This is a genomic window from Xanthomonas phaseoli pv. dieffenbachiae, from assembly GCF_008639345.1.
Classification (GTDB): Bacteria; Pseudomonadota; Gammaproteobacteria; order Xanthomonadales; family Xanthomonadaceae; genus Xanthomonas; species Xanthomonas phaseoli.
In genome coordinates, this window is sequence record NZ_CP041380.1 from 3,814,916 (window position 1) to 3,839,661 (window position 24,746).

General features: G+C 66.2%; 17 protein-coding genes and 1 pseudogene. 10 read left to right on the plus strand and 8 right to left on the minus strand.

Features of this window, described 5'->3' with window-relative positions; translation table 11 throughout:
• Nucleotides 1-14: 14 nt before the first annotated feature.
• On the minus strand, nt 15-1,724 hold the full coding sequence (gene ggt, locus FLG15_RS17055; RefSeq protein ID WP_150146855.1) for a gamma-glutamyltransferase: 1,710 nt from the start codon (nt 1,722-1,724) through the stop codon (nt 15-17).
• A gap of 649 nt (nt 1,725-2,373) precedes the next feature.
• On the opposite strand from ggt, the gene ilvC reads away from it, so the two are divergent.
• The 5 genes from ilvC (at nt 2,374) to FLG15_RS17080 (ending at nt 8,146) form a co-directional block, all read left to right on the plus strand.
• On the plus strand, nt 2,374-3,375 hold the full coding sequence (ilvC, locus tag FLG15_RS17060; protein ID WP_017156821.1) for a ketol-acid reductoisomerase: 1,002 nt from the start codon (nt 2,374-2,376) through the stop codon (nt 3,373-3,375).
• A gap of 43 nt (nt 3,376-3,418) precedes the next feature.
• On the plus strand, nt 3,419-5,140 hold the full coding sequence (ilvG, locus tag FLG15_RS17065) for an acetolactate synthase 2 catalytic subunit (RefSeq protein WP_150146858.1): 1,722 nt from the start codon (nt 3,419-3,421) through the stop codon (nt 5,138-5,140).
• Complete coding sequence (locus tag FLG15_RS17070) at nt 5,124-5,381, plus strand: ACT domain-containing protein (protein ID WP_003483347.1); 258 nt, start codon at nt 5,124-5,126, stop codon at nt 5,379-5,381. Before ilvG ends, FLG15_RS17070 begins: the two co-directional genes overlap by 17 nt.
• 75 nt (nt 5,382-5,456) lie before the next feature.
• Nucleotides 5,457-6,587 carry a threonine dehydratase gene (locus FLG15_RS17075; RefSeq protein WP_150146860.1) on the plus strand — a complete coding sequence of 377 codons (1,131 nt, stop codon included), beginning with the start codon at nt 5,457-5,459 and terminating at the stop codon, nt 6,585-6,587.
• Nucleotides 6,584-8,146 (plus strand): 2-isopropylmalate synthase, encoded by a 1,563-nt coding sequence (locus FLG15_RS17080; protein ID WP_017156818.1) that lies wholly within the window; start codon nt 6,584-6,586, stop codon nt 8,144-8,146. The genes FLG15_RS17075 and FLG15_RS17080 overlap by 4 nt, the downstream gene beginning before the upstream one ends.
• Nucleotides 8,147-9,014: 868 nt before the next feature.
• Here the strand turns inward: FLG15_RS17080 and leuB are convergent.
• The 3 genes from leuB to leuC form a co-directional block, all read right to left on the minus strand.
• The gene (gene leuB / locus FLG15_RS17085; RefSeq protein ID WP_017157472.1) at nt 9,015-10,088 is read right to left on the minus strand and encodes a 3-isopropylmalate dehydrogenase; all 1,074 of its coding nucleotides are present in this window, start codon (nt 10,086-10,088) and stop codon (nt 9,015-9,017) included.
• A 90-nt stretch (nt 10,089-10,178) separates the two neighbouring features.
• Nucleotides 10,179-10,826, minus strand: coding sequence for a 3-isopropylmalate dehydratase small subunit (gene leuD / locus FLG15_RS17090; protein ID WP_007967735.1), 648 nt, complete (start codon nt 10,824-10,826; stop codon nt 10,179-10,181).
• Nucleotides 10,827-10,895: 69 nt separating this feature from the next.
• Nucleotides 10,896-12,335: a 3-isopropylmalate dehydratase large subunit gene (gene leuC / locus FLG15_RS17095; protein WP_057679898.1), complete on the minus strand. Its 1,440-nt coding sequence runs from the start codon at nt 12,333-12,335 to the stop codon at nt 10,896-10,898.
• 120 nt (nt 12,336-12,455) lie between these two features.
• Between leuC and FLG15_RS17100 the strand changes: the two genes are divergently transcribed.
• Entirely contained in the window at nt 12,456-13,340 is an 885-nt protein-coding gene (locus FLG15_RS17100; protein WP_039572640.1) for a LysR family transcriptional regulator, read from the plus strand.
• Nucleotides 13,341-13,578: 238 nt separating this feature from the next.
• Here FLG15_RS17100 and FLG15_RS17105 read toward each other — a convergent pair.
• Nucleotides 13,579-16,580: pseudogene (locus FLG15_RS17105) on the minus strand (two-component regulator propeller domain-containing protein).
• A 217-nt stretch (nt 16,581-16,797) separates the two neighbouring features.
• On the opposite strand from FLG15_RS17105, the gene FLG15_RS17110 reads away from it, so the two are divergent.
• From FLG15_RS17110 to FLG15_RS17120, 3 genes are all read left to right on the plus strand, one after another.
• On the plus strand, nt 16,798-17,451 hold the full coding sequence (locus tag FLG15_RS17110; RefSeq protein WP_057679900.1) for a TetR/AcrR family transcriptional regulator: 654 nt from the start codon (nt 16,798-16,800) through the stop codon (nt 17,449-17,451).
• A gap of 128 nt (nt 17,452-17,579) precedes the next feature.
• Nucleotides 17,580-18,236, plus strand: coding sequence for a protein-L-isoaspartate O-methyltransferase family protein (locus tag FLG15_RS17115; RefSeq protein ID WP_017157477.1), 657 nt, complete (start codon nt 17,580-17,582; stop codon nt 18,234-18,236).
• 20 nt (nt 18,237-18,256) lie between these two features.
• Nucleotides 18,257-19,639, plus strand: coding sequence for a TolC family outer membrane protein (locus FLG15_RS17120; protein ID WP_017157478.1), 1,383 nt, complete (start codon nt 18,257-18,259; stop codon nt 19,637-19,639).
• A 266-nt stretch (nt 19,640-19,905) separates the two neighbouring features.
• Here the strand turns inward: FLG15_RS17120 and waaA are convergent, their stop codons facing one another.
• Nucleotides 19,906-21,222: a lipid IV(A) 3-deoxy-D-manno-octulosonic acid transferase gene (waaA, locus tag FLG15_RS17125; RefSeq protein ID WP_150146863.1), complete on the minus strand. Its 1,317-nt coding sequence runs from the start codon at nt 21,220-21,222 to the stop codon at nt 19,906-19,908.
• Nucleotides 21,223-21,298: 76 nt separating this feature from the next.
• Between waaA and FLG15_RS17130 the strand changes: the two genes are divergently transcribed.
• Nucleotides 21,299-22,219 carry an LpxL/LpxP family Kdo(2)-lipid IV(A) lauroyl/palmitoleoyl acyltransferase gene (locus FLG15_RS17130; RefSeq protein ID WP_017157480.1) on the plus strand — a complete coding sequence of 307 codons (921 nt, stop codon included), beginning with the start codon at nt 21,299-21,301 and terminating at the stop codon, nt 22,217-22,219.
• A gap of 93 nt (nt 22,220-22,312) precedes the next feature.
• Here the strand turns inward: FLG15_RS17130 and FLG15_RS17135 are convergent, their stop codons facing one another.
• Both FLG15_RS17135 and FLG15_RS17140 read right to left on the minus strand, forming a co-directional pair.
• A complete protein-coding gene (locus FLG15_RS17135; protein ID WP_150146866.1) occupies nt 22,313-23,644 on the minus strand; it encodes an O-antigen ligase family protein in 1,332 nt (443 codons plus the stop codon).
• Nucleotides 23,625-24,737, minus strand: a complete 1,113-nt coding sequence (locus tag FLG15_RS17140) for a glycosyltransferase (RefSeq protein ID WP_150146868.1) — start codon at nt 24,735-24,737, stop codon at nt 23,625-23,627. Before FLG15_RS17140 ends, FLG15_RS17135 begins: the two co-directional genes overlap by 20 nt.
• Nucleotides 24,738-24,746 lie beyond the last annotated feature (9 nt).

Below are 24,746 nucleotides of genomic sequence, written 5' to 3' on the forward strand. Positions count from 1 at the left end.
CGACCGTACCGCGCTCAATATCCGGCCGCCTGTCCGTCCTTGCGGCTTTCCGAGGCACCGTAGTACACGCCGCTGGCCGGATCGCGGGCGATCGCCTGATACCCGCCGTACGGGCCGTCGGCAAAGATCACCCGGTGGCCTTTGCGCATCAGCGCGCGGATGGTGTCGTAGGAGAAGCCGGTTTCCAGGTTGACCTCGCCGCCATCGCTCATCGCGGTGGCCTGGCCGGTGGGCTCGGTGGAGCCCTCGTGCTGGATGCGCGGCGCGTCACCGGCTTCCTGCAGGTTCATGTGGAAGTCCACCAGGTTCATCACGATCTGCACATGCCCCTGCGGCTGCATCGCCCCGCCCATCACGCCGAAGCTCAGCCAGGGCTTGCCGTCCTTGGTGACGAAGGCCGGGATGATGGTCTGGAACGGCCGCTTGCCCGGCGCATAGCCGTTGGGGTGATCCTTCTTCAGCACGAACATCTCGCCGCGGTCCTGCAGGATGAAACCCAGCCCCGGCGGCGCCATGCCGCTGCCCATGCCACGGTAGTTGGATTGGATCAGCGACACCATCATGCCGTCGGCATCGGCCACGGTCATATAAATGGTGTCGCCTTCTTCCAGTTGCTTGGGTGTCCCCGGTTGTACTTCCTTGAGCGCCTTGTCCATCGAAATCAGCGCACGCCGCTGACTGGCGTAGTCCTTGGAGATCAGCCTGGCCAGCGGTGCCGGCTGAAACGCCGGGTCGGCATAGAAGCGTGCGCGGTCGGCGAAGGCCAGCTTCTTGGCTTCGGTGAACAAGTGCACGTGCTCGGCCGAGCCGAACGGAATCTTCGAGAAATCGTAGCCTTCCAGGATGTTGAGCATCTGCAACGCGGCGATGCCCTGGCTGTTGGGCGGCAGTTCCCACACATCAACGCCGCGATAGTTGGTGCTGACCGGCTCTACCCACTCACCCTGGTGGCTGGCCATGTCGTCGTAACTCAGATACCCGCCATTGGCCTTGAAGTAGGCGCCAATGGTGCGCGCGATCTCGCCCTTGTAGAACGCATCGCGGCCGCCGTCGGCAATCTGCTGCAGCGTGTTGGCCAGGTTCGGGTTCTTCCACAGCTCGCCCTTGCGCGGCGCGTGGCCGTCGATGGTGAATTGCTCCTTGAAACCCGGGTATTGCGACAGCCGCGGCACCGAACGGTCCCAGTAGTAGGCGATGGTTTCGGCCACCGGGTGGCCTTCGCGCGCGTAGCGGATGGCCGGCGCCAGGTTCTGCGCCATCGGCTTGCGCCCGAAGCGCGCGTGCAGCGCGAACCAGCCATCCACCGCGCCCGGCACCGACACCGGCAACGGTCCGGTCGGCGGAATGTCCTTCAGGCCGCGGCGCTGGAATTCAGCCAGGGTCAGCGATTTGGGCGAGCGGCCCGAGCCGTTGTAGCCATAGAGTTTGCTGGTCTTGGGGTCCCAGACGATCGCGAACAGATCCCCTCCCACGCCATTGCCGGTTGGCTCCATCAGGCCCAGCGCCGCATTGGCCGCGATCGCTGCATCCACCGCCGAGCCGCCGTCCTTCATCACATCCAGCGCGATCTGGGTGGCCAGCGGTTGCGAGGTGGCGGCCATGGCATGCGGCGCAATGACTTCCGAACGGGTGGCAAACGGCAGCCCGGTGACGCGGTCGGCAGCGCCGAGAGGTGACGCGAGCAGCGCCAGAGCAGACACCAACAAGACAGGTACGCGACGCATGTGCAGGCAACTCCCCAAGACACAACAGTGGATGACCCACCATACCAGCGGCCCGGGGCACAGCGCCCGATCAACAGTGCGAGTTACGATAAACCCGCGCAGTTGGTGATCCAGGTCGGCTCTGCAGATCATGAGACGATGCGGTTTCAGCGGTAACCATGCTGCTGCCATGCGGCTTCGCACGATACGTGCAGCGGGCCCGCGGATGTTTCACCCGCAAGGGTTGACACCTCACCGGCGGCGATGGTTATCTCAACCCATGCTGCACCGCCCCACCACCTCGAATGCTCTGATGTCCGCGCCCTTCGGCGCGTCGGCCGCGTCGCTTCTCGTGCTCGTACTTATTACCTCGCCAACCGGTGCGGGACGAGACTTCGTGTAGGCAACAGACACACAAGGCTTCGATCAGACCCCGCACCGGCAACGGCGCGGGGTTTCGCGTTTCAGGGATCACCAAAAGTTTCGAATGACATGAACGACATCATTGCCACATCCGCAACATCGCCGTGCGCCCAGACGCGCATGGCCGCCTGTGGTTGCCTGCGCCGTGTCATCGCGCGTCCCCGCTTTGCTCAGCCGGCCAGTGCCCGCACTGCCGGCTGATCCATTTATCGACCCATCTCCACTGCCAACTCCGCAAGGACATCCCATGAGCAACGACACCCAACCGAAAATCGCGATCATCGGCTACGGCAGCCAGGGCCGCGCACACGCGCTGAACCTGCGCGATTCCGGCTTCGACGTCACCGTCGGCCTGCGTGCCGGTGGCCCGACCGAAGCCAAGGCCCAGGCCGACGGCTTCACCGTCGTGGCACCGTCCGAGGCGGTCAAGAGCGCTGACCTGGTCGCCATCCTGACCCCGGACATGGTGCAGAAGAAGCTCTACGAAGACGTCATCGCGCCGAACATGAAGCAGGGCGCCTGCCTGCTGTTCGCGCATGGCCTGAACGTGCACTTCGACATGATCAAACCGCGCGCCGATCTGGACGTGGTGCTGGTCGCGCCCAAGGGCCCGGGTGCGCTGGTGCGTCGCGAATACGAGATCGGCCGCGGCGTGCCGTGCATCTATGCGGTGTACCAGGACACCAGCGGCAAGGCCGAGCAGTTCGCGCTGACCTATGCCGGCGGCCTGGGTGGCGCGCGCGCCAACATCATCAAGACCACGTTCAAGGAAGAAACCGAAACCGATCTGTTCGGCGAGCAGGCCGTGCTGTGCGGCGGCGCCTCGTCGCTGGTGCAGGCCGGTTTCGAAGTGCTGGTCGAGGCCGGCTATCAGCCGGAAATCGCATACTACGAAGTGCTGCACGAATTGAAGTTGATCGTGGACCTGTTTTACGAAGGCGGCATCACCCGCATGCTGGAATTCGTGTCCGAAACCGCGCAATACGGCGATTATGTCAGCGGCCCACGCGTGATCGATGCCAGCACCAAGGCGCGCATGAAGGACGTGCTGACCGACATCCAAAACGGCACCTTCACCAAGAACTGGGTGGCCGAATACGACGCCGGCCTGCCGAACTACAACAAGTTCAAGCAGGCCGACCTGGAGCACCCGATCGAGGAAGTGGGCAAGAAGCTCCGCGCCAAGATGGTGTGGCTCAACGGGCAACAGCAAGCCGCTGCCGCACCTGCGAATCAACAGGCGGCATAACGCCGCCGCCTCCCCCACCGCTTAAACCGAAGGTCCGCAACGCATGAACACCTCCGCACACAGCACGCCCCGCAATGGCGCGCGCTGGCTGACGCAGGCCCTGGAAGCCGAAGGCGTGGAAACGCTATTCGGCTATCCGGGCGGCACCATCATGCCGTTCTACGATGCCCTGGTGGATTCCAGGCTCAAGCACATCCTGGTTCGTCACGAACAGGGCGCTGCACTGGCTGCCAACGGCTATGCCCGTGCCAGCGGCCGGGTCGGCGTGTGCGTGGCCACCTCCGGCCCGGGCGCGTCCAACCTGGTCACCGGCATCGCCGATGCGATGCTCGACTCGGTGCCGATGATCTGCCTGACCGGCCAGGTCGCCACCCCGTTGCTGGGCACCGATGCATTCCAGGAGCTGGACGTGTTCGGCATGACCATGCCGATCGTCAAGCACAGCTTTCTGGTGCGGCGCGTGGAGGAGCTTCCGGAGATGGTGCGCCAGGCATTTCGCATCGCGCGCGAAGGACGTCCCGGGCCGGTGCTGATCGACCTGCCCAAGGACGTGCAGGTGGCAGATGCCTCGCATCTGCCGCCGCATGTTCCGGCAGCCGTGCAGCCGCCGCCGGCGCCAGCGGACGCGAAACTGGCCGAAGCACTGGCGGCGATCGCCGGCGCCGAACGCCCGGTGGTGTACGGCGGGGGCGGGATCGCGCTGGCGGGCGCGGTGGAGCCGTTCCGGCGCTTTGTCGAAGCCACCGGCATCCCGACCGCGCTGACCTTGCGCGGCCTGGGTGCGCTGCCGCATGCGCATCCCGATTACCTGGGCATGCTGGGCATGCACGGCACCCGTGCGGCCAACATGGCCATCCAGGAATGCGATCTGCTGGTGGTGGTCGGTGCGCGCTTCGACGACCGTGCCACCGGCAAGCTGAGCGAGTTCGCACCGTTTGCGCGCGTCATCCACCTGGATGCCGACGCGTATGAAATTTCCAAGCTGCGCACTGCCGACATCGCAGTGCCCGGCGACGTGGCCACCAGTCTCAAGGCACTGAGCGCAGCCCGGGCCAACTGCCAGGCCTGGCGCACGCGTTGTTTTGCCAACCGCGAAAAATTCGGCGCGCGTTACGACGCGCCCGGTACCGACATCTATGCCCCGGCGCTGCTCAAGCGCCTGAGCGAAGTGGCTCCGGCCGACACCATCATCGCCTGCGATGTGGGTCAGCATCAGATGTGGGTGGCGCAGCATTGCCGCTTCAACGACCCGCGCAATCACCTCACCAGCGGCGCGCTCGGCACCATGGGCTTCGGTCTGCCGGCCGCGATGGGCGCGCAGTTCGCCTGCCCTGACCGCACCGTGGTGCTGGTTTCCGGCGACGGCAGTTTCATGATGAACGTGCAGGAGCTGGTGACCATTGCGCGCTGCAAGCTGCCGGTGAAGATCGTGCTGCTGGACAACAGCTCGCTGGGCATGGTGCGGCAGTGGCAGGAACTGTTCTTTGCCGAGCGCTACAGCGAGATCGACCTGTCCGACAACCCGGATTTTGCGGCGCTGGCGCAGGTGTTCGGCATCCCGGCCAAGCGCATCATCGCCCGCGGTGACGTGGATGCGGCGCTGGCCGATTTGCTGGCGCAGCCCGGTCCCGGCCTGTTGCATGTGGCGATCAACGCGCGTGCCAACGTGTGGCCGCTGGTGCCGCCCAACAACGCCAACAGCACCATGCTGGACAGCAATCCCGCACACGCGGCCAAGGAGACATCGCATGCGTTACCGGCTTGATCTGGTGCTGAAGCCGGCAGAAGGCGCGTTGGTGCGGGTGATCGGCATGACCGAACGCCGCGGCTTCCGCCCATGCGCGATCCAGGGCGCAGCAGCGCCAGACGATGCCGGGCGCTGGCATCTGCTGCTGGATGTGGACAGCAACCGTCCGCCGGAAACGCTGCGCCTGCAGCTGGAAAAGGTCTACGACTGCGAATCGGTGGTGATCACCGCACTGGAATCGGTCGAGGCGGCGGCATGAGCATGCAGACCTCGCGCGACCATCAGACTGCCGTCCGGAGGTGTCTTCTTCCGGATCGCCCGCGCGCGTGCCGCAATGCCTGATTCCGGCCGCCCTTCCGCACAGGAGCCAGAGGTAGGCGACGTGGCCGTCGGCGTGGCCGTCAGCGTGGCCGACGTCCTGGCCGCGCAGGCACGCCTGCGCAAGTACCTGTCGCCCACGCCGCTGCACTACGCCGAACGCTTCGGTGTGTGGTTGAAGCTGGAGAATCTGCAGCGCACCGGTTCCTACAAGGTGCGCGGCGCCTTGAATGCCTTGCTGGCCGGCCTGGAACGCGGCGACGAGCGCCCGGTGATCTGCGCCTCGGCCGGCAACCACGCGCAAGGTGTGGCGTGGTCGGCGTACCGGCTGGGCGTGCAGGCCATCACGGTGATGCCCTATGGCGCGCCGCAGACCAAGATCGCCGGTGTCGCGCATTGGGGCGCCACCGTACGCCAGCACGGCAACAGCTACGATGAAGCGTTCGCATTTGCGCGCGAGCTGGCCGAGCAGAACGGCTATCGCTTCCTGTCCGCCTTCGACGACCCGGACGTGATCGCCGGCCAGGGCACCGTCGGCATCGAGCTGGCGGCGCATGCGCCGGACGTGGTGATCGTGCCGATCGGCGGCGGCGGCCTGGCCTCCGGGGTGGCGCTGGCATTGAAGTCGCAAGGCGTGCGCGTGGTCGGGGCGCAGGTGGAAGGCGTGGATTCGATGGCGCGCGCCGTCCGCGGCGATCTGCGCGAAATCACCCCGGTACCGACGCTCGCCGATGGCGTGAAGGTCAAGATTCCAGGCCTGCTCACGCGCCGCCTGTGCTCGAGCCTGCTCGATGATGTGGTGATCGTGCGCGAGGCCGAACTGCGCGAAACATTGGTGCGCCTGGCACTGGAAGAACACGTCATTGCCGAGGGCGCTGGCGCCCTCGCCCTGGCCGCCGGTCGCCGCGTTTCCGGCAAACGCAAATGTGCGGTGGTCTCTGGCGGTAATATCGACGCAACCGTGCTGGCTACACTCTTGTCGGAGGTGCGGCCGCGTCCGCCACGCAAGCCGCGCCGTCGCAATACCGAGCGACTCCGCAACGAACGCAGCGCCAATCCGCCACCCGCCACACACGTTCTTTCCCGCCCATCCGCAGTCGCTTCAACGCCTGTCACCGCCATCGCCGTAGAGGAGTCTTCCTGGTGAACACGACCGTATCCAACCAGACCCCGCGTATCCGAATTTTCGACACCACCCTGCGCGACGGCGAGCAATCCCCCGGCTGCAGCATGACGCCCCAGCAGAAGCTGGTCATGGCGCGCGCGCTGGACGAACTCGGCGTGGACATCATCGAAACCGGTTTTCCTGCCAGCTCGCATTCGGACCGCGAAGCGGTGGCGATGATGGGCCGCGAACTGCGCCGCCCCACCCTGGCGGTGTTGTCGCGCTGCCTGCAGGCCGATATCGAAACCTCGGCCAAGGCGCTGGAATCGGCAGCCAATCCGCGGCTGCATGTGTTCCTGTCCACCAGCCCGCTGCACCGCGAACACAAACTGCGTATGAGCCGCGAGCAGGTGCTGGAGTCGGTGCACAAACATGTGACGCTGGCGCGCGGCTATATCGACGACATCGAATTCTCCGCCGAGGATGCGACCCGCACCGAAGAAGATTTCCTGGCCGAGGTCACCCGCGTGGCGATTTCCGCCGGCGCCACCACCATCAATTTGCCCGACACGGTCGGCTTCACCACGCCGGAAGAAATCCGCGGCATGTTCTCGCGCCTGATCGCCAGCGTGGACGGTGCCGACAAGGTCATCTTCAGCGCGCACTGCCACAACGATCTGGGCCTGGCGGTGGCCAACTCGCTGGCGGCCATCGAAGGCGGTGCGCGCCAGGTGGAATGCACCATCAACGGCATCGGCGAGCGTGCGGGCAATTGCGCGCTGGAAGAGATCACCATGGCGCTGAAGGTGCGTGGCGCGTTCTACAACATCGATTCGGCAATCAATACGCCGCGCATCGTGTCCACGTCGCAATTGTTGCAACGCCTGGTCGGCATGCCGGTGCAGCGCAACAAGGCGGTGGTGGGTGGCAACGCATTCGCGCACGAGTCGGGCATTCATCAGCACGGCATGCTGCGCCATCGCGGCACCTACGAAATCATGCGCCCGGAAGATGTGGGCTGGGAATCCTCGCAAATGGTGCTGGGCCGCCACAGCGGCCGCGCCGCGGTCGAGCAGCGCCTGCGTGCGCTGGGTTATCTGCTGGAGGAAGAAGAAGTCAAGCTGGTGTTCGAACAGTTCAAGGCGCTGTGCGAGAAGCAGCGCGTGGTGACCGATGCCGATCTGCAGGCATTGATGCAGGACGCCACGGTGCAGGAAGGCTATCGCCTGGCATCGATGACCATCAGCGATGTGGGCAGCCGCGCCAATGCATTGGTGGAGTTGTCCGACCCGGAAGGCAACCGTGTGGCCGAAACCGCGCAAGGCAACGGGCCAGTGGATGCACTGTTCGGTGCCTTGGCCTCGGCGACCGGCGTGAGGCTGGAACTGGACAGCTACCAGGTGCACAGCGTGGGCATCGGCGCGGACGCGCGCGGCGAAGCCAGCTTGAGCGTGCGTCACGACGGCGTGGAATACGAAGGCACCGGCACCAGCAAGGACATCATCGAAGCCAGCGCGCTTGCGTGGCTCGATGTGGCCAACCGCTTGTTGCGTCAGCGCGAGCGTGGCGTGGTGGCCGGCAAGACGGCTGCGGTGGCGTAACCGGCCCTGCGCTGGACGATGCAAACCTGACGGCCGGCAGAGTGATCTGCTGGCCGTTCTGGTAATTGTTGCTTCACTTTTGCAGGCGCGTGGATTTGCTACCGGCGCCTGTGGGTATACGTATGCTGGAAACGGCGCTGCGCCAAGGACCAGCCTGGCGGGCGACGTCTGCGAGTTCTGTACGAATACGTCGGTCTGTGGAGGCGCTTGCATTCGTGCCGACATCGGGCACATACCTCGCATTCGAGGCCTTGCGGGCGGTGTCTGCGAGTTCTGTATGAATGCTTCGGTTTGCTGCGGGCGCTCGCACGCGTACCGGCCCGGGACACGCCGCAAGTACGTCCATGTAGGCGCTGGCGCGGCATCCATGCCGCTCAAGGTCCCACATCGGTACGCGCGCAAGCACCACCGATTTCTGTCGGTCGCGGAACGAAATGCCGACAGCCAGATGGACTGCCCGTTTTTCCGGGCACCCATTCCTTGAGATGCAAGAGCAGATAAATGCCTTGACGATTACATCGGCCACGAAGTGCTCAGGCATCAACACCTGCTTGAAGCATTGCGTGCCGATCAGCAGTAGCAATCTTGAGAGCACGGTGTCGCGCCCGGTGGCGGGACCGTGTGGCGGCATGGATGCCGCCACCGAGCCTGCATGGACGGATCCACGGCGTGTCCCGACACTGGATGCGGCACCGCGCTGCCGACCGCCCCTGGATACCGACCAGTGCTGCACACGACATCCGCCGATTTCATGCCAGCGCTTCGGTCGAATGATGTGATCACGAATCGGTCAACCAAACGAAAGTGGCTATCGTCCGAAGACGATAGCCACCCGCAAAGCCACAACCGGTCGGCGACGCGAACGCTCTTACAGCGCGGCCACCACTGCATCGCCCATTGCCACGGTACCGACCTTGGTGGTGCCTTCCGACCAGATGTCGGCCGTGCGCAGGCCTTGATCGAGCACCTTGCCAACTGCGTGTTCGATCGCATCCGCCGCAGCGGCCTGCGCGAAGGTGTAGCGCAACATCATCGCCACCGACAGGATCGTCGCCAGCGGATTGGCGATGCCCTTGCCGGCGATGTCCGGTGCCGAGCCGTGGCACGGTTCGTACATGCCCTTGCTGTTGGCATCCAGCGAGGCCGACGGCAGCATGCCGATGGAACCGGTGAGCATCGAGGCCTGGTCGGACAGGATGTCGCCGAACATGTTGTCGGTCACGATCACGTCGAACTGCTTGGGCGCGCGCACCAACTGCATCGCCGCGTTGTCCACGTACATATGCGACAGCGCGATATCCGGGTAGTCCTTGGCCACTTCCTCGACCACCGCACGCCATAGCTGGCTCGACGCCAGTACGTTGGCCTTGTCCACCGAACACAACTTCTTGCCGCGCAGGCGTGCCATGTCGAAGCCTGCCTTGGCGATGCGGCGAATCTCGCTCTCGCTATACGGCAAGGTGTCGTAGGCCTGGCGCTCGCCGTTGTCCAAGGTGCGGTTGCCACGCGGCTGGCCGAAATAGATGCCGCCGGTGAGTTCGCGCAGGATCAGCAGATCCAGCCCGGCCACGACCTCCGGCTTGAGCGTGGACGCATCGGCCAGCTGCGGGTACAGCAAGGCCGGCCGCAGGTTGGCGAACAGGCCCAGCTGCGAGCGGATCTTGAGCAGCCCACGCTCCGGCCGCAGCGCCGGGTCGATGGTGTCCCACTGCGGGCCACCCACCGCACCCAGCAGCACCGCATCGGCGGCACGCGCGCGCTCCAGCGTTTCATCGGCCAACGGGCTGCCGTATTTGTCGTACGCAGCGCCGCCCAGCTCGTCATACACCAGCTCGAAACCCAGACCATGTTGCGCGTCAATGCGCTTCAACACCTTGACCGCTTCGGCCATGATCTCCGGCCCGATCCCGTCGCCGGGAAGAATCAGAATCTGCTTGCTCATGCCACCCTCGTGAAGTGACGCCGCAGCGTCATTGAATTCATTGCAATAAGCGCACGCTGCACGATCAACGCACCCGCGTGCGGCTCGACATCACTGCAACGCGCCAAACAACCATGGCTGGCGTGCGCGATGACCCTGCTCGAAGCGCCCGATGGCATCGGCGTCCTGCAAGGTGAGGCCGATATCGTCCAGCCCGTTGAGCAGGCAATGCTTGCGGAAGGCATCGATGTCAAAGCCGTACTCCACGCCATCGGGGCGGCGCACGCGTTGTGCGGCCAGATCCACGGTGAGTTGGTAGCCCTCGGTCGCCAGGCATTGCTCGAACAACGCATCGACCTGCGCTTCGGCCAGCACGATCGGCAGCAGGCCGTTCTTGAAACTGTTGTTGTAGAAGATGTCGGCAAAGCTCGGCGCGATCACGGTGCGAAATCCGTATTCATCCAGCGCCCACGGCGCATGCTCGCGCGAGGAACCGCAGCCGAAGTTTTCCCGGGCCAGCAATACGCTGGCGCCCTGATAGCGCGGGAAATTGAGCACGAATTCCGGATTGAGCGGGCGCGTGCTGTTGTCGCGACCCGGCTCGCCGATATCCAGATAGCGCCACTCGTCGAACAGGTTCGGCCCGAAGCCGGTGCGCTTGATCGACTTCAGGAATTGCTTGGGAATGATCTGGTCGGTATCGACATTGGCGCGATCCAGCGGCGCGACCAGTCCGGTGTGTTGGGTAAAAGGGGTCATGAGAGAGGCCGAGAATGGGGAATGGGGAGTCGGGAATGGGCAGAGCGGGAAGCAGGACTTTGCGATTCCCTATTCCCGACTCTCGATTCCCTGCAGTTCACGCACATCGACAAAATGACCGCTCACCGCCGCAGCCGCCGCCATCGCCGGGCTGACCAGATGCGTGCGGCCGCCGGCGCCCTGGCGGCCTTCGAAGTTGCGGTTGGAGGTCGAAGCGCAATGCTCGCCGCTGCCCAGCTTGTCCGGGTTCATGGCCAGACACATCGAGCAGCCTGGCTCGCGCCATTCGAAACCGGCATCCAGAAACACCTTGTCCAGGCCTTCGGCTTCGGCCTGTGCCTTCACCAGGCCCGAGCCCGGCACCACCAACGCCTGCTTGATGGTGGAAGCCACCTTGCGGCCCTTGGCCACGGCAGCGGCGGCACGCAGGTCTTCGATCCGCGAGTTGGTGCACGAGCCAATGAACACGCGATCCAGGCGAATGGCGGTGACCGGCTGGTTGGCGGTCAATCCCATGTATTTGAGCGCGCGCTCGATCGAATCGCGCCTGGTCGGGTCCTGCTCGGCGGCCGGATCGGGCACGTGCTGATCGATGGCCAGCACCATTTCCGGCGAAGTGCCCCAGCTGACCTGCGGCTTGATGTCTTCGGCGCGCAACTCCACCACGGTGTCGAAGTGCGCGTCCGGATCGGAGACCAGCGTGCTCCATAGCGCCACCGCCGCTTCCCAGTCGGCGCCCTTGGGCGCGAACGGGCGCCCTTTGACGTAGGCAATGGTCTTCTCGTCCACCGCCACCATGCCCACGCGCGCACCGGCTTCGATGGCCATGTTGCAGATGGTCATACGGCCTTCCATCGACAGCGCGCGGATGGCGCTGCCGGCAAATTCCAGCGCATGCCCATTGCCGCCGGCGGTGCCGATCTTGCCGATCACCGCCAGCACGATGTCCTTGGCGGTCACCCCGAACGGCAACGTGCCTTCCACGCGCACCTGCATGTTCTTCATCTTCTTGGCGATCAGGCACTGCGTGGCCAGCACGTGCTCGACCTCGGAGGTGCCGATGCCATGCGCCAACGCGCCGAACGCGCCATGCGTGGAGGTATGCGAATCGCCGCAGACCAAGGTCATGCCCGGCAAGGTGGCGCCCTGCTCCGGGCCGACCACATGCACGATGCCCTGGCGCGCATCGTTCATCTTGAACTCGAGGATGCCGAAGTCGTCGCAGTTCTCGTCCAGCGTCTGCACCTGCAGGCGCGAGACCTCGTCGGAGATCGACTCCAGCCCGCCCTGGCGCTCGGCGCGCGTGGTCGGCACGTTATGGTCGGGCGTGGCGATATTGGCGTCGATGCGCCACGGCTTGCGCCCGGCCAGGCGCAGGCCCTCGAAGGCTTGCGGCGAGGTCACCTCGTGCAGGATGTGGCGGTCGATGTAGATCAGCGACGAACCATCGTCACGGCGTGTGACCTCATGCAGGTCCCACAGCTTGTCGTACAGGGTCTTGGCAGTCATCGCGGCAATCCGAGTGGCGGATGGTGGGTGCGCCCACCTGGCTGAGATCGATGCTAGGAGCTTGCCTTGGATTACGCAAATTCATATTGTTTATTCAAGAAATGAATTTTAGGAATAGCAATGGACCTGGCGAGCCTCAATGCCTTCGTGGCGATCGCCGAGAGCGGCAGCTTTTCGGCAGCCGGCGAGGCCTTGCACCTGACCCAGCCAGCGGTAAGCAAACGCATCGCACTGCTGGAGGCGCAATTGTCGGCGCGGCTGTTCGATCGCCTGGGTCGGCAGGTGGTGTTGACCGAAGCCGGCCAGGCATTGCTGCCGCGCGCGCAACGCATCCTGGCCGAGCTGCAGGACACCCGCCGCGTGCTGGAGCATTTGGGTGCAGCCGTCGGCGGCCGCTTGAGCCTGGCCACCAGCCACCATGTGGGGCTGCACCGCCTGCCGGCCTTGTTGCGCGGTTTTGCCACGCAACATCCGCAGGCGGCGCTGGACATCCAGTTTCTGGATTCGGAGCTGGCGTACGCCGCGGTGCTGCGCGGCGAGGTGGAGCTGGCAGTGACGACCCTGGCACCGGACACGCGCGCTCCGCTGCGCGCGCAGCCGATCTGGCACGACCGCCTGCAGTTCGTCGTTGCACCCGATCACCCGTTGGCAGCACGGCCTGCGGTGTCCCTGGACGATGTGGTGGCGCACCCGGCGGTGTTGCCGGATCCGGGCACCTTCACCCATCGCATCGTTGCCAACCTGTTCGCCGAGCGCGGCCTGGTGCCGAGTCTGCGCATGACCACCAATTACCTGGAAACGATCAAGATGCTGGTGTCGGTAGGCCTGGCCTGGAGCGTGCTGCCCGAGCGCATGATCGACCACCAGATCGTGGCGCTGCCGCTGGCCGATGTGGCGTTATCCCGCGAGCTGGGTTGCGTCACCCATGGCGGGCGCACCTTGTCGCGTGCGGCGCAGGCGTTTGTTGCGTTGTTGCATGCGCAGGCGGACCTGGCGCAGGCGTAGGCTGCCGGCGATATGTCTGCAGCGTGCTGCACGTGTCGGCGAAAGATGACGTCAGCAGTTCGATCTCGGCACGAGCGCACGAGAGGTGCGATGGGTCACACGCGGTTTGTTGACTCGGCGGTGCCGCGGCCTGGCCGGCAATGCGGCGATGGTTCTTCGCCACGCGCCACCCGTGCAATGCAACAACGCCTGTCTGCATCGGGCACACGTTCGACACGTCATGCAACGGCGCAACGCCTTACGGCCCGATCAAACGATTCCGCCCCTGCCGCTTGGCTTCGTACAGACGATGGTCGGCCAACGCCAGCAATTCGCGCCGGCTGGGCGCCTCCTCGCTCATCGCCATGCCCATGCTGGCGGTACAACGCACGGTCATGCCTTGCGCATCGACTTGGATGTCGGCCAGTCGCTGTCGCATGCGCTCGAACAGCGCGCGCGCCTGCACTGCATCCAGCCCGGTGGCCGCCAGCAGGAATTCTTCGCCGCCGTGACGCGCGGCGAAGCAATGCGCCTGCTCCTGCTCGCCCAGCACCTCGCCGATGGCCGATAGCACCGCATCGCCCACCTCATGGCCGTAGTCGTCGTTTATGCGCTTGAAATGATCGATATCCATCAACGCCAGCGCCAACGCCGCGCCACCGGCGTGCGCCTCATCGAACCAGTGCTGCAGCACACGCTCGGCTTCGCGTCGGTTCGGCAAGGCCGTCAGCACGTCGTGGCTGGCGCGGTATTCCAGCTGGCGCATCAACGCTTCGCGCTCCTGGCTGGCCTGCTGCAGCGCCAGGTTCTTGTCGCTCAGTTCGCGCGTGCGCCGGTCGATGACGGTATTGAGCTGGCGCTGACGCAGGCGATAGCTGGCGGTACGCCACAGATACAAGCCGTAGATCACGCTGGCCAGGCCAAGGATGCCCAGGCCGATCACTTCGCCTCGGCGCCACCACGGCGGCGCCAGTTCGATGACCAGGCTGGCTTCGCCCAGCAGATCGTCTTGCCGCCAATCCACCGGCAGCGACATGGCTTGCACGCGGAAGCGGAAACGGCCCGGCGGCAAATTGGTGTAGACCGCTTCGCTGGCATTGTCGGCATCCACCCACTCCGGGTCGAAGCCTTCCAGCCGGTAGCGATACCGCACCTTGTCCGGGCCGCGGAAATTCAGCCCGGCATACACGATCGCGATACGCCGGGTCTCGGCGCCGAACCGGTGCGGGCCACTGAGCGGCTGCACCATGCCATCGACCAGCAGGCGCTCGAAGACGATCGGCACCCGATGGCCTTGCAAGGTGCCCACGCGGGCCGGGTCGATCACGCCCAGGCCTGCGGCGGTGGGGAACAGCAACTGCCCGGACTGGGTCAGCCAGCCAGCCGGTGCGCTGCTGCCGTTGCCCTGGTTGCTGGGCATGCCGTCGCTGCGGTCGACCACCTCCACGCTCAATTGCTCGCGCGTGCCCGCATCGAGCTGGTCGAAGTTATCGCGTGCGATGCGGAACACCCCGTGGTTGCTCGACAACCAGAAATAGCCACGGCCGTCGTCGATCACGCGAAACACCTTGTCGCGCGGCAGCCCGACCCGGTGGTCGTAGACGCGGAAGCTGTCGCCGCGCAACCGCAGCAGGCCGCGATCGCTGGCAATCCACACATCGCCAGCGGCATCGCGCAGGAAATCGAAGGCGTTCTGCCCGGGGAAATCCTGCTCGCCCAGCCAGGCGCGGGTGCTGCCGTCCGGCGAAAGCGCGGTCACGCCGCGATCGGTGCCGATCCAGACAATGCCCTGCGCATCGCGGTACAACACCTGCACCGACCCATCCGGTACGCCGTCGGCGGCGGTGTAGCGGCGCGCCTTGCCGTTGCGCCAGCGCACCAGCCCGGCGGTGGTGCCGATCCACAGATCGTCGCCGTCCGGCAACACCGCACGCACCGACATGGAGGGCAGTCCATCGGCCGCGCCGATGCGCACCAGCACGTGGCCTTGCGCGTCCAGACGCACCACGCCCTGGCTATAGGTACCGGCCCAGACGCCGCCATCGCCAGCATCGGCCAGCGCCAGCACCGATTGCTCGAGCACGCGCCCACCTTCGCTGGGCGACAGCGACACCCGGCTGATGGTGCCGTCGCGCCAACGATCCAGGCCGACGGCATTGCCCACCCACACCGTGCCCTCGCCGGTCTGCAGCACGCAGCGCACGTAGTCCGAACTCAGGCCTTCGTCGTGGGTGACGCCGTGCGCGGCGCCCTCGGCAATACGGAACAGCCCGTGGGTGCTGCCGACCCAGATCAGGCCTTCGGCGTCTTCCAGCAGCGCCGGGCTGGCGACGCCGGAAATGGCGATTGCTCGTCCGGGTCGTTCGGGCCGCTGTGCACCACCAGCATTCCCGAAGACAGGCTCATCCACAGGTGCCCGCGGCGGTCCAGCAACACCGAATCCACGCGTTGCCCCTGGCGGAAGCGCTGCAGGCCACCGCCACGGCTCCACCACCACACGCCATCGTCGCCGGCGACCAGCAGGCCGCCCTGACGGTCGCTGGCCAGCCGCCGCACCGGCGCATCGCGCATCCCGTGCGCCCTTCCCCAGGCCGCAGCCTGGCCGCCATCGTGCGGCAGGCGATACAGCCCGACCTCGGTGCCGACCCACAGGTCGCCGCTTTCGTCTGCAGTCAGTGCGGTGACGCGCGCGCGCGGCAAGCTGGTCTGGCGGCCGACGTCGACCACCCGCCCGTCGCCCTCGATGCGGTACAGCGTCTGCGGCGTGCCCACCCACAGCGCGCCATCGGCACGCCGCAGCAGGGCGCTGACCGCAAGATGGCGCGCCGACGCATCGCCCAGCTGCCGCCAGTGACCGTCCTGATAGTGGTAGACGCCGTCGAACGCAGTGCCGAACAGCATGCCGCCGGTGCTGTCGCGAACCACCACAAATACCCCGCCCAGCTCGACGCCGGGAGTGTTCTGACGGTCGTACACGGTGAAATCGCGCCCATTGAAGCGCGCCACGCCTTCCCAGGTACCCAGCCAGATCAGCCCGTCTTCGCCCTGGGCCACCGCGTGCACCAGGTTGTGCGGCAGGCCGTCGTCCATGTTCCAGCGCGTGACGGTGTGGTAAGCGGAGTGCTTGAGCACCTGCGCGTCGGCAGGCCAGGCGTTGAGCATGGCGCAGCACAGCAGCAGCCACAGCCACGCGTGCCCGATCCGCCGCACGCACGTGCTGCGAACGCAGCTTGTGTGCGCCTGCGTACCGCCCCTTCCCACGCTCCCCGTCCCCTCGTCCGTGCTCGCTGGAGATACCTGCCCGTATGCACTGGCAGGCCTACGGCAAATTTATCACCGGGGTTTTGGTGCCGCCTTCGGTGGATCCCTGACAGCTGCCGGGAGCGGCACGACACCGGGAACCGGGCAGACGGAACCGTTAACGTCGCGGTTGGGCGCCGAGTATAAATATAGAACCCCATGGTCTAGTATTGACGACATGTCCAGCTCGTCCCCCCTCACTTCCAAGACCAAGAGCAACGGCCCTGGCCGTCCCAAGGATCTTGGAAAGCGTGCCGCCATCCTGGGTGCCGCCCGCACCATGTTCATGGAACAGGGCTATGCAGGGGTCAGCATGGATGGGATCGCCGCGCAGGCCGGCGTCTCCAAGCTGACCGTGTACAGCCACTTCGGCGACAAGGAGAGCCTGTTTTCCGAGGCGATCCGCACGCAATGTCAGCACATGATGCCGGACGACCTGTTCGATCATGCTCCCAAGGGCGCGTTGCGCGACCAGCTCACCGAGATTGCCCATGCGTTCTTCGCCATGGTCAGCACCGAATCGGCCATCTCCACCCACCGCATGATGATGGCGCCCGGCACCGGCGACGTGCATATCCGCGAGATGTTCTGGGATGCAGGCCCCAAGCGCACGCAGGGGGCGCTGGCGGATTTCCTGTCCGCGCGGGTGGCCGACGGCCAGCTGGAGATCCCGGACGTCGCGCGCGCCGCCTCGCAATTCTTCTGCCTGCTCAAGGGCGAGCTCTACGCCCTGATGATGTGCGGCCTGCACGGCCAGCCCACCCGCGCCCAGGTCGATGAGCACATCGACACCAGCGTCGACTTCTTTTTGAGGGCCTATGCGCCGCGTTGAGCGTCCCCGGCCTTTGGTGGCGATGACTTCCGGCACTGCGCCGGATGGCAGCGCGCGGCGATGCTAGATGCGCCAGGTGCCTCGCGCACCGGTAAAATGTTCGCCCCACCGCGTTGGATACCCGCACCATGACGATCGATTTCACCCAGGCCCGCGAAAAGATGGTCGAGCAGCAGATCCGGCCGTGGGACGTGCTGGACCTGCGCGTACTCGACGTGCTGGCGCGCCTGCCGCGCGAAGCCTTCGTGCCGGAGGCCTACAAGACGCTGGCCTATGTCGACGTGGAAATTCCGCTGTCGGCCGGCCACAAGATGATGAAGCCGGTGGTCGAAGGCCGCATGTTGCAGGCACTGGACCTGCAACCGGGCGAGGACGTGCTGGAAGTCGGCACCGGCAGCGGCTTTGCCACCGCCTGCCTGGCCGCGCTGGCACGCGAAGTGCTCAGCCTGGAGATCGACCCGGCGCTGGCTGCGGCTGCGCGCGCCAATCTGGATCGCACCGGCCTGGGCAGCAACGTCCGCATCGAAACCGCCGATGTCTTCGGCTGGCAGAGCGAGCGTCGCTTCGACGCCATCTGCGTGACTGGCGCGGTCGACACCCTGCCCGTCCAGTGGCTGCAGTGGTTGCGCCCGAACGGCCGGTTGTTCGTCGTGCGCGGTCACGACCCGGTGATGGAAGCGGTCCTGGTCCGTGGCGAGGTCAACGCCCCGCGCATCGAATCGTTGTTCGAAACCGACCTCGCCTATCTCCAGGGCGCCGCACCGACGCCCCGATTCCAATTCTGATTCCCAAGGAAGCTTCCCCGATGATCCGCCGATCCCTCGTCCTGGCCCTGGCCGCCGCCCTGTCTCCCATGGCTGCGCACGCCACCGACCTGCTGCAGGTCTACGAAATGGCCCGCAACGGCGATCCGCAGTTGGCCGTGGCCGAGTCCACGCGCCTGGTCAATCGGGAGGGTCAGGTGCAGGCGCGTGCGGCGCTGCTGCCGCAGCTGGACGGTAGCGCCAGCTACACCCAGTCGCACCGTGAGCTGGAAGGCGTCGATGGCCGCTCCACGACCAAGCAGCGCCAGTACGCGATCCAGGGCAGCCAGACCATCTTCAACTGGGCGCAGTTTTCCAACCTGCGTGCGCAGCGCGAAGTGGCCAAGGCTGCGGACTTCACCCTGGCATCGGCCAACAACGACCTGATCACCCGCACCTCGGCGGCGTATTTCCAGGTACTGGTGGGGATCGAGTCGCTGGCGGCGGCCGAGACCAACGAAGCGGCCGCAAAGAAGCAGTTCGACTACGCCGACAAGCGTCTGGAAGTGGGTCTTGCACCGATCACCGACGTGCACGAAGCCCGCGCCCAGTACGACCAGGCGCGCGCCGACACCATTACCGCGCGCAATACGCTCAAGGACTACTACCAGGCATTGACCGAGCTGACCGGCCAGCCGGTGGTCGGCTTGCGCGCGTTGCCGGATGAGTTCCGTCCCGAAGTGCCGGCCGCCTACAGCAACGTGGATCAGTTGGTCGCCACCGCGATCGCCGATAACCCCGCATTGAAGGCGCAGCAGTTGCAGGTCAGCGCTGCCGAGGCGCAGGTCAGTGCCGCGCGTGCCGGCCATCTGCCCACGCTGAGCCTGGGTGCCAATGTCGGCCGCAGCAACAGCTGGGGCGGCCAGGGAACGGTCGATGAGGCGGCAGGCAACTTCACCACCGCAGGTCGCGACATCGATACCGATTCGGTGGGCATCACGCTGACGATTCCGATCTTTGCCGGCGGCGCAACCCAGTCGGCCGTGCGTCAGGCACTGTCGCAGCGCGATATCCAGCAGGACACCTACGAGCAGCAGAAGCGCGCACTGGATCGCAACACCCGCAATGCCTACCAGACCGTGGTTGCCGGTATCAGCGAAGTGGAAGCCCGCCGCCTGGCCGTGGTGTCGGCGCAAGCCGCCTACGACGCCTCGCAGGTGGGTCTGGAAGTGGGCACGCGCACCGTGCTGGACGTGGTGCAAAACCAGCGCACGCTGTTCCAGGCGCAGCTGAACTACGCACAGTCGCGTTACAACTTCCTGCAGAACCGCCTGCTGCTGGGCCAGGCCATCGGCAAGCTCGACATCACCGATCTGCAGGACGTCAACCGCCTGCTATCGCAGGATGCCGAGTCCAAGCTGCAGGGCAGTGGTTCGTTGCAGTAAGGCCAGCTGGATGCACAAAAAAGCGGGCCACGGCCCGCTTTTTTTGTGCGCGATGCAACCGCATGCGCACCTGTCGTGACGGCTGCTGCAAGTGCGGTAAATCGGCAACGCCGACATGCAGCCTCCGACGCAAGCGATCCCACCACGCGCATCTCACTGCCCGACGCACACGCTCACTGCGGACCGCAACGAAGGCTGCACTCCGGCGCCAGGCGCGGTGGAGTGCAGCACGTCCATGCACGCCGCCACGCAACGAGCGACACCCCTCACGCCACAACGCCCGCGCTCGCCAGCGGCGGCAGATCGGGCGCGATCTGCACCAAGGTGCGGGCCACGGCGCCCTTGCCGTTGGCGACCAGCGCCAGGCCTGCAGCGGTCATCGCCTCGCGTTGTGCGGGGTCGGCGAGCAGGCGCGCCAACGCCTGGTAGACGCACTCGGCATCCTCGCAGATGGCAACGGCATCGGCTTCGCGCATGCGCCGCGAAATCTCCGAGAAGTTATGCAGATGCGGGCCGGTGATTGCCGGCGTTCCGACGGCGGCCGGCTCGAGCAGGTTATGCCCGCCGATCGGCTGCAAGCTGCCACCGACGAAAGCCACCTGCGCGCACGCATAGAAGCTCATCAGCTCGCCCAGGGTGTCGATGACGAAGACCTTGTCGCCTGCCTGCGGCCATTGCTGCGCCTTGCGCGTGGCAACGCGCCAACCTCGCTCGCGTGCCACTGTCTCGACCTTGGGAAAGCGCTCGGGATGGCGCGGTGCCCACAACAGCAGCACGTCCGGGAATTGCAGCAGCAAACGCGCGTGGATATCGGCAACGGCCGCCTCTTCGCCTTCGTGCGTGCTGGCGGCGATCCACACCGGGCGCGTGGCCGGCACGTGCATGCGGAACTGCGCGACCAACGCCTGCAATTGCGCTGGCGCGGCGATATCGAACTTGAGATTGCCCAGCGCAATCACCTGATCCGGGCGCGCGCCCAGGGTGACAAAGCGCTCGGCATCGTCCTGCGACTGCGCCGCCACGCAGGTAACGGTGCGCAGCGCGCGACTGATCAACGGTGCCAGCAACCGGTACCCGCGCAACGAACGCGCCGACAACCGTGCGTTGAGGATGTACACCGGAATCTGGCGATCGCGGCAGCCGAACAACATGTTCGGCCACAGCTCGGTTTCCAGGATCAACGCCAGCCGCGGGCGGAAGTGTTCGAGAAACCGCCCCACGCTGCCCGGCACGTCGTAGGGCAGATACACATGGTCCACCGCATCGCCCCACAGGGCGCGCACGCGCTCGGAGCCGGTGGGGGTGATGGTGGTGATGACCCAACGGATATCGGGGCGCTGCGCACGTAGCGCATTGACCAGCGGTGCGGCCGCGTTGACTTCGCCCACCGACACCGCATGCACCCACGCGCGCGGGCGCCCGCAGGCATGCGTGTAGGACGCATAGCGCTCGTTCCAGCGATTGAAGTATTCGCGCACGCGAAAGCCACGCCACACCAAGTGGTACACCGTGACCGGCAGCAACAGGTACAACAGCGCCGAGTACAGCCCGCGCAACAGCCATTCGATCGGGTCTTTCCGCATCGGTGCAGGATACGGGAGCGTCCGTGCGTGCGCATGTGCACGCTGCCCGCTAGGCGCAATCCCTTAGAATTGGCGCATGTCCGAGCCCGCCAACGTCGCCGTCCGCCCTTCCCTGCGCAACCCCAAGCACTGGCCGATGTATCTGGGCCTGGCGGTAATGGTGGTGGCCGGGCGCCTGCCCTGGACGCTGCAACGTGCAGTGGGCCGCGGCGTGGGCTGGATTGCAATGCGCCTGGCGGGCACGCGTCGGCGCGCGGCCGAGGTCAACCTGAAACTGTGTTTCCCCGAGCAGGACGATGCCTGGCGGGCGCGGCTGTTGCGCGACAGTTTCGACGCGCTGGGCGTGGGCCTGTTCGAGTTCGCGCGCGCCTGGTGGGGCAGCATCGACGCCATTCGACCAGGCGTACAGATCGAGGGCCTGGAGCATCTGCAGCAACTGCAGCAGCAAGAACGCGGCGTGTTGCTGGTGTCCGGCCACTTCATGACGCTGGAAATGTGCGGGCGCCTGCTCTGCGACTACGTGCCGCTGGCCGGCATGTACCGCAGGCATCGCAACCCGGTGTTCGAGTGGGCGGTCAAGCGTGGGCGCTTGCGCTATGCCACGCACATGTTCGCCAACGAAGACCTGCGCGCCACCATCAAGCATCTCAAGCGCGGCGGTTTTCTGTGGTATGCGCCGGATCAGGACATGCGCGGCAAGGACACCGTGTTCGTGCCGTTCTTCGGACATCCGGCCTCCACCATCACCGCCACGCATCAGCTGGCACGGTTGACCGGCTGCGCGGTCGTGCCGTACTTCCATCGTCGCGAAGGCGGCCGCTACATCCTCAAGATCGCACCGCCGCTGGCCGACATTCCGTCCGATGACGTCATCGCCGATACCACGCAGGTCAATGCCGCCATCGAAGACATGGTGCGCGAAGCGCCGGACCAATACCTGTGGATCCATCGGCGCTTCAAGCGCCAGCCGGGCGGACGTAGCGCGTTCTATCGCTGACGCCGGCGCGGCGAATGCCTGCAACGCATGCGTGGGCGTTGCGCTGCATAGCGCGCAAATCGAACGAGGTGCCGATCAACCGCACGCACCGCGTTACTGCGGCGCGCGGTCCGCATCGTCGTTGAGCAATGCACCGGCATACAGCCCGGCCAGCATCAGGCTCAGCCCGCCCCAGAAGCTGGAATAGAACGCCAGATGGGTGTTGAACGGAAACACCGTGGCCACCAGCGCGATCATCGCCGGCCGCGCCTGCTCGCGCGCCACCGCGCTTGAGTAGCGCCACGCGCGCCATGCCTGCGCCGCGCCGGCCAGCCAGAGCAGCAAACCGATCACGCCGGTTTCGGCCAGGATTTCGAGCACGATCTGATGCGCATGAAAGGCCGGCCCACCGCCCCACGCCGGCGCTTGGCCAGGTGCCGGATTGCAGGCCGGATAGGCCTGCCGGAACCCGCGCGCGCCCACGCCGTTGAGCGGATGCGTGCGGATCATGCACAGCGCCGCCTCCCAGATCTGGGCGCGCCCGGACAGGGCCTGGTCCACGCCCTGTTCGCCATTGCCGAACGCCAGCGTGGTGCGCTGGATGCGCTCGCGCGCCTGTGGCGCCACCGCCACCACCGCCACGGCCAGCAATGCGCCGGCCACCGCCACGGCCAGCAAACGATGCCCGCCCAGCAGCTGCCAGCCCGACAGCAGCACGATCACGCCATAGGTGATCCACGACGCGCGCGAGCCGGCCAAGACCAACACGATGCCGACCGCCGCCGCACCCACAAGCCAGGCCAAGACATGACGCCGCCCCAACGCCAGCAACAGGAACGGCGACAGGCTGGCCAGGGTCTGCCCGAACTTCAGATTGCAGGGGCCCAGCACGCCGCTCAACCGGTCCACCAGCGCCAGTTCCTGGGCCGTGCACAGGCCATGGCCGCTGATCAGTTGCTTGACCTGATCGATGCCAAAGAACAATGGGCTGGTACCGAAGGCGGCCTGCAGCAACGCGTCCAGCGTCCACACGCCACCGATGACCGCCAGCCCGGTAAACGTGCGACGCCGACGCTGTGCATTGGCCACGGCGATGGCGCATAACCACATGAACGGCAGGTAGCGCAGATCGGTGGCCGACTTGCGCAGCGCGCGGCCGGCATCCACCGCGTCGAACGCCGACAGGATCTGCGGCAACCAGTACGCCAGGAACAACACGCTGGTCAGCGCCCAGGCCGCGCCGCTGAGCAGGCGCGTGCCGCCGCGAAAGCGCGCGTGCAACAGGCGGTACGCCGCGAACAACGCACCCAGCGACAACACCGTTTCCGCCAAGCCGGGCGTGGGCCACAACGCCACGAACACGATCACCCACAGTGGCGCCCAGCGGCCGGCATCGGGCGTCAACACGGGCGCCTGCGGGATGGCCTCAGCGGCGGAGTTCGTCATAGACCTTCAGGGTGGCCGTTTGCATGGCCTGCAACGTGTAGGGGATCACGGCCGGCGCTGCCGGGGCATGCTGCAGCAACTGCAGCGCCTGCGTGCATAAGGCCTGGGCATCGAAGGCAGCGACCGCGCCACCGGGCTGCAACTCGGCCAGCAGTTCGCCGACGCCGCCGTGTGCCCAGCCCAGCACCGGCCGGCCGACCGCCAGCGCCTCCACCACGGTGCGGCCGAAGGCTTCCGGCTTGCGCGAAAGCTGCAGCACCAGATCGCTGGCCGCGTAGGCCTGGGCGATGCGCGCGGTGGGCTCGGTCAAGGCGACCGCCTCGGCAATGCCCAGCTTGGCGGCTTCCGTCTCCAGCTCCCGTACATACGCCTCGCGCCCGGGCTCGCGTGCGCCGGGCAACCACAAAAAGGCCGGCACGCCGGCTGCACGGATGTCGGCGAGCAGCTGCAGGCCATCGGCATGGCCCTTCAGGCGCGTGCCGCGGCCCGGTAGCAGGAGCAGCGGTGCATCGGCCGGCAGTCCGGGCAGCAGCGTCTGTACCCAAGCACGAGCGCGGCGGTCCGGCTGCAGCCGGCGCGGGAACTGCGCGATATCCACCCCGCGCGGAATGGTGCGCAGGCGCGCCGGATCGGTCTGTGGGTAGTGCGTGCACACGTATTCGCGCACCGTGTCGGACACGCAGATCACGCGCTCGCCGTAGGTCATCACGGCGCTATAGCGGCTGGGCGAATTGAGCCCATGCACGGTGGTCACCAGGCGCGGCCGCGTCGCCGCGGGCATGCCGCGCAGCGCGTACCAGCCCAGCCAGGCCGGCAGCCGCGAACGTGCATGCACGATGTCGGCCCCGAGTTCGGCGAACAAGCGGCGCAAGCCGGCCACATGCCGCAGCGTCAGCAGCGATTTGCGGCCGATCTCCAGCGTGAGATGTTCCCCGCCAGCGTCCAGCAAGGGCTGGACCAGGCGGCCGCCGGCCGAGACGACGAAGGCGCGATGACCGGCGCGCACCAGCGCGGCAGCGATTTCCAGGGTGGAGCGCTCGACGCCGCCGGACTGCAGTGCCGGCAGCAGTTGCACCACGGTCAGGCGGTGCATCCGGCCAGT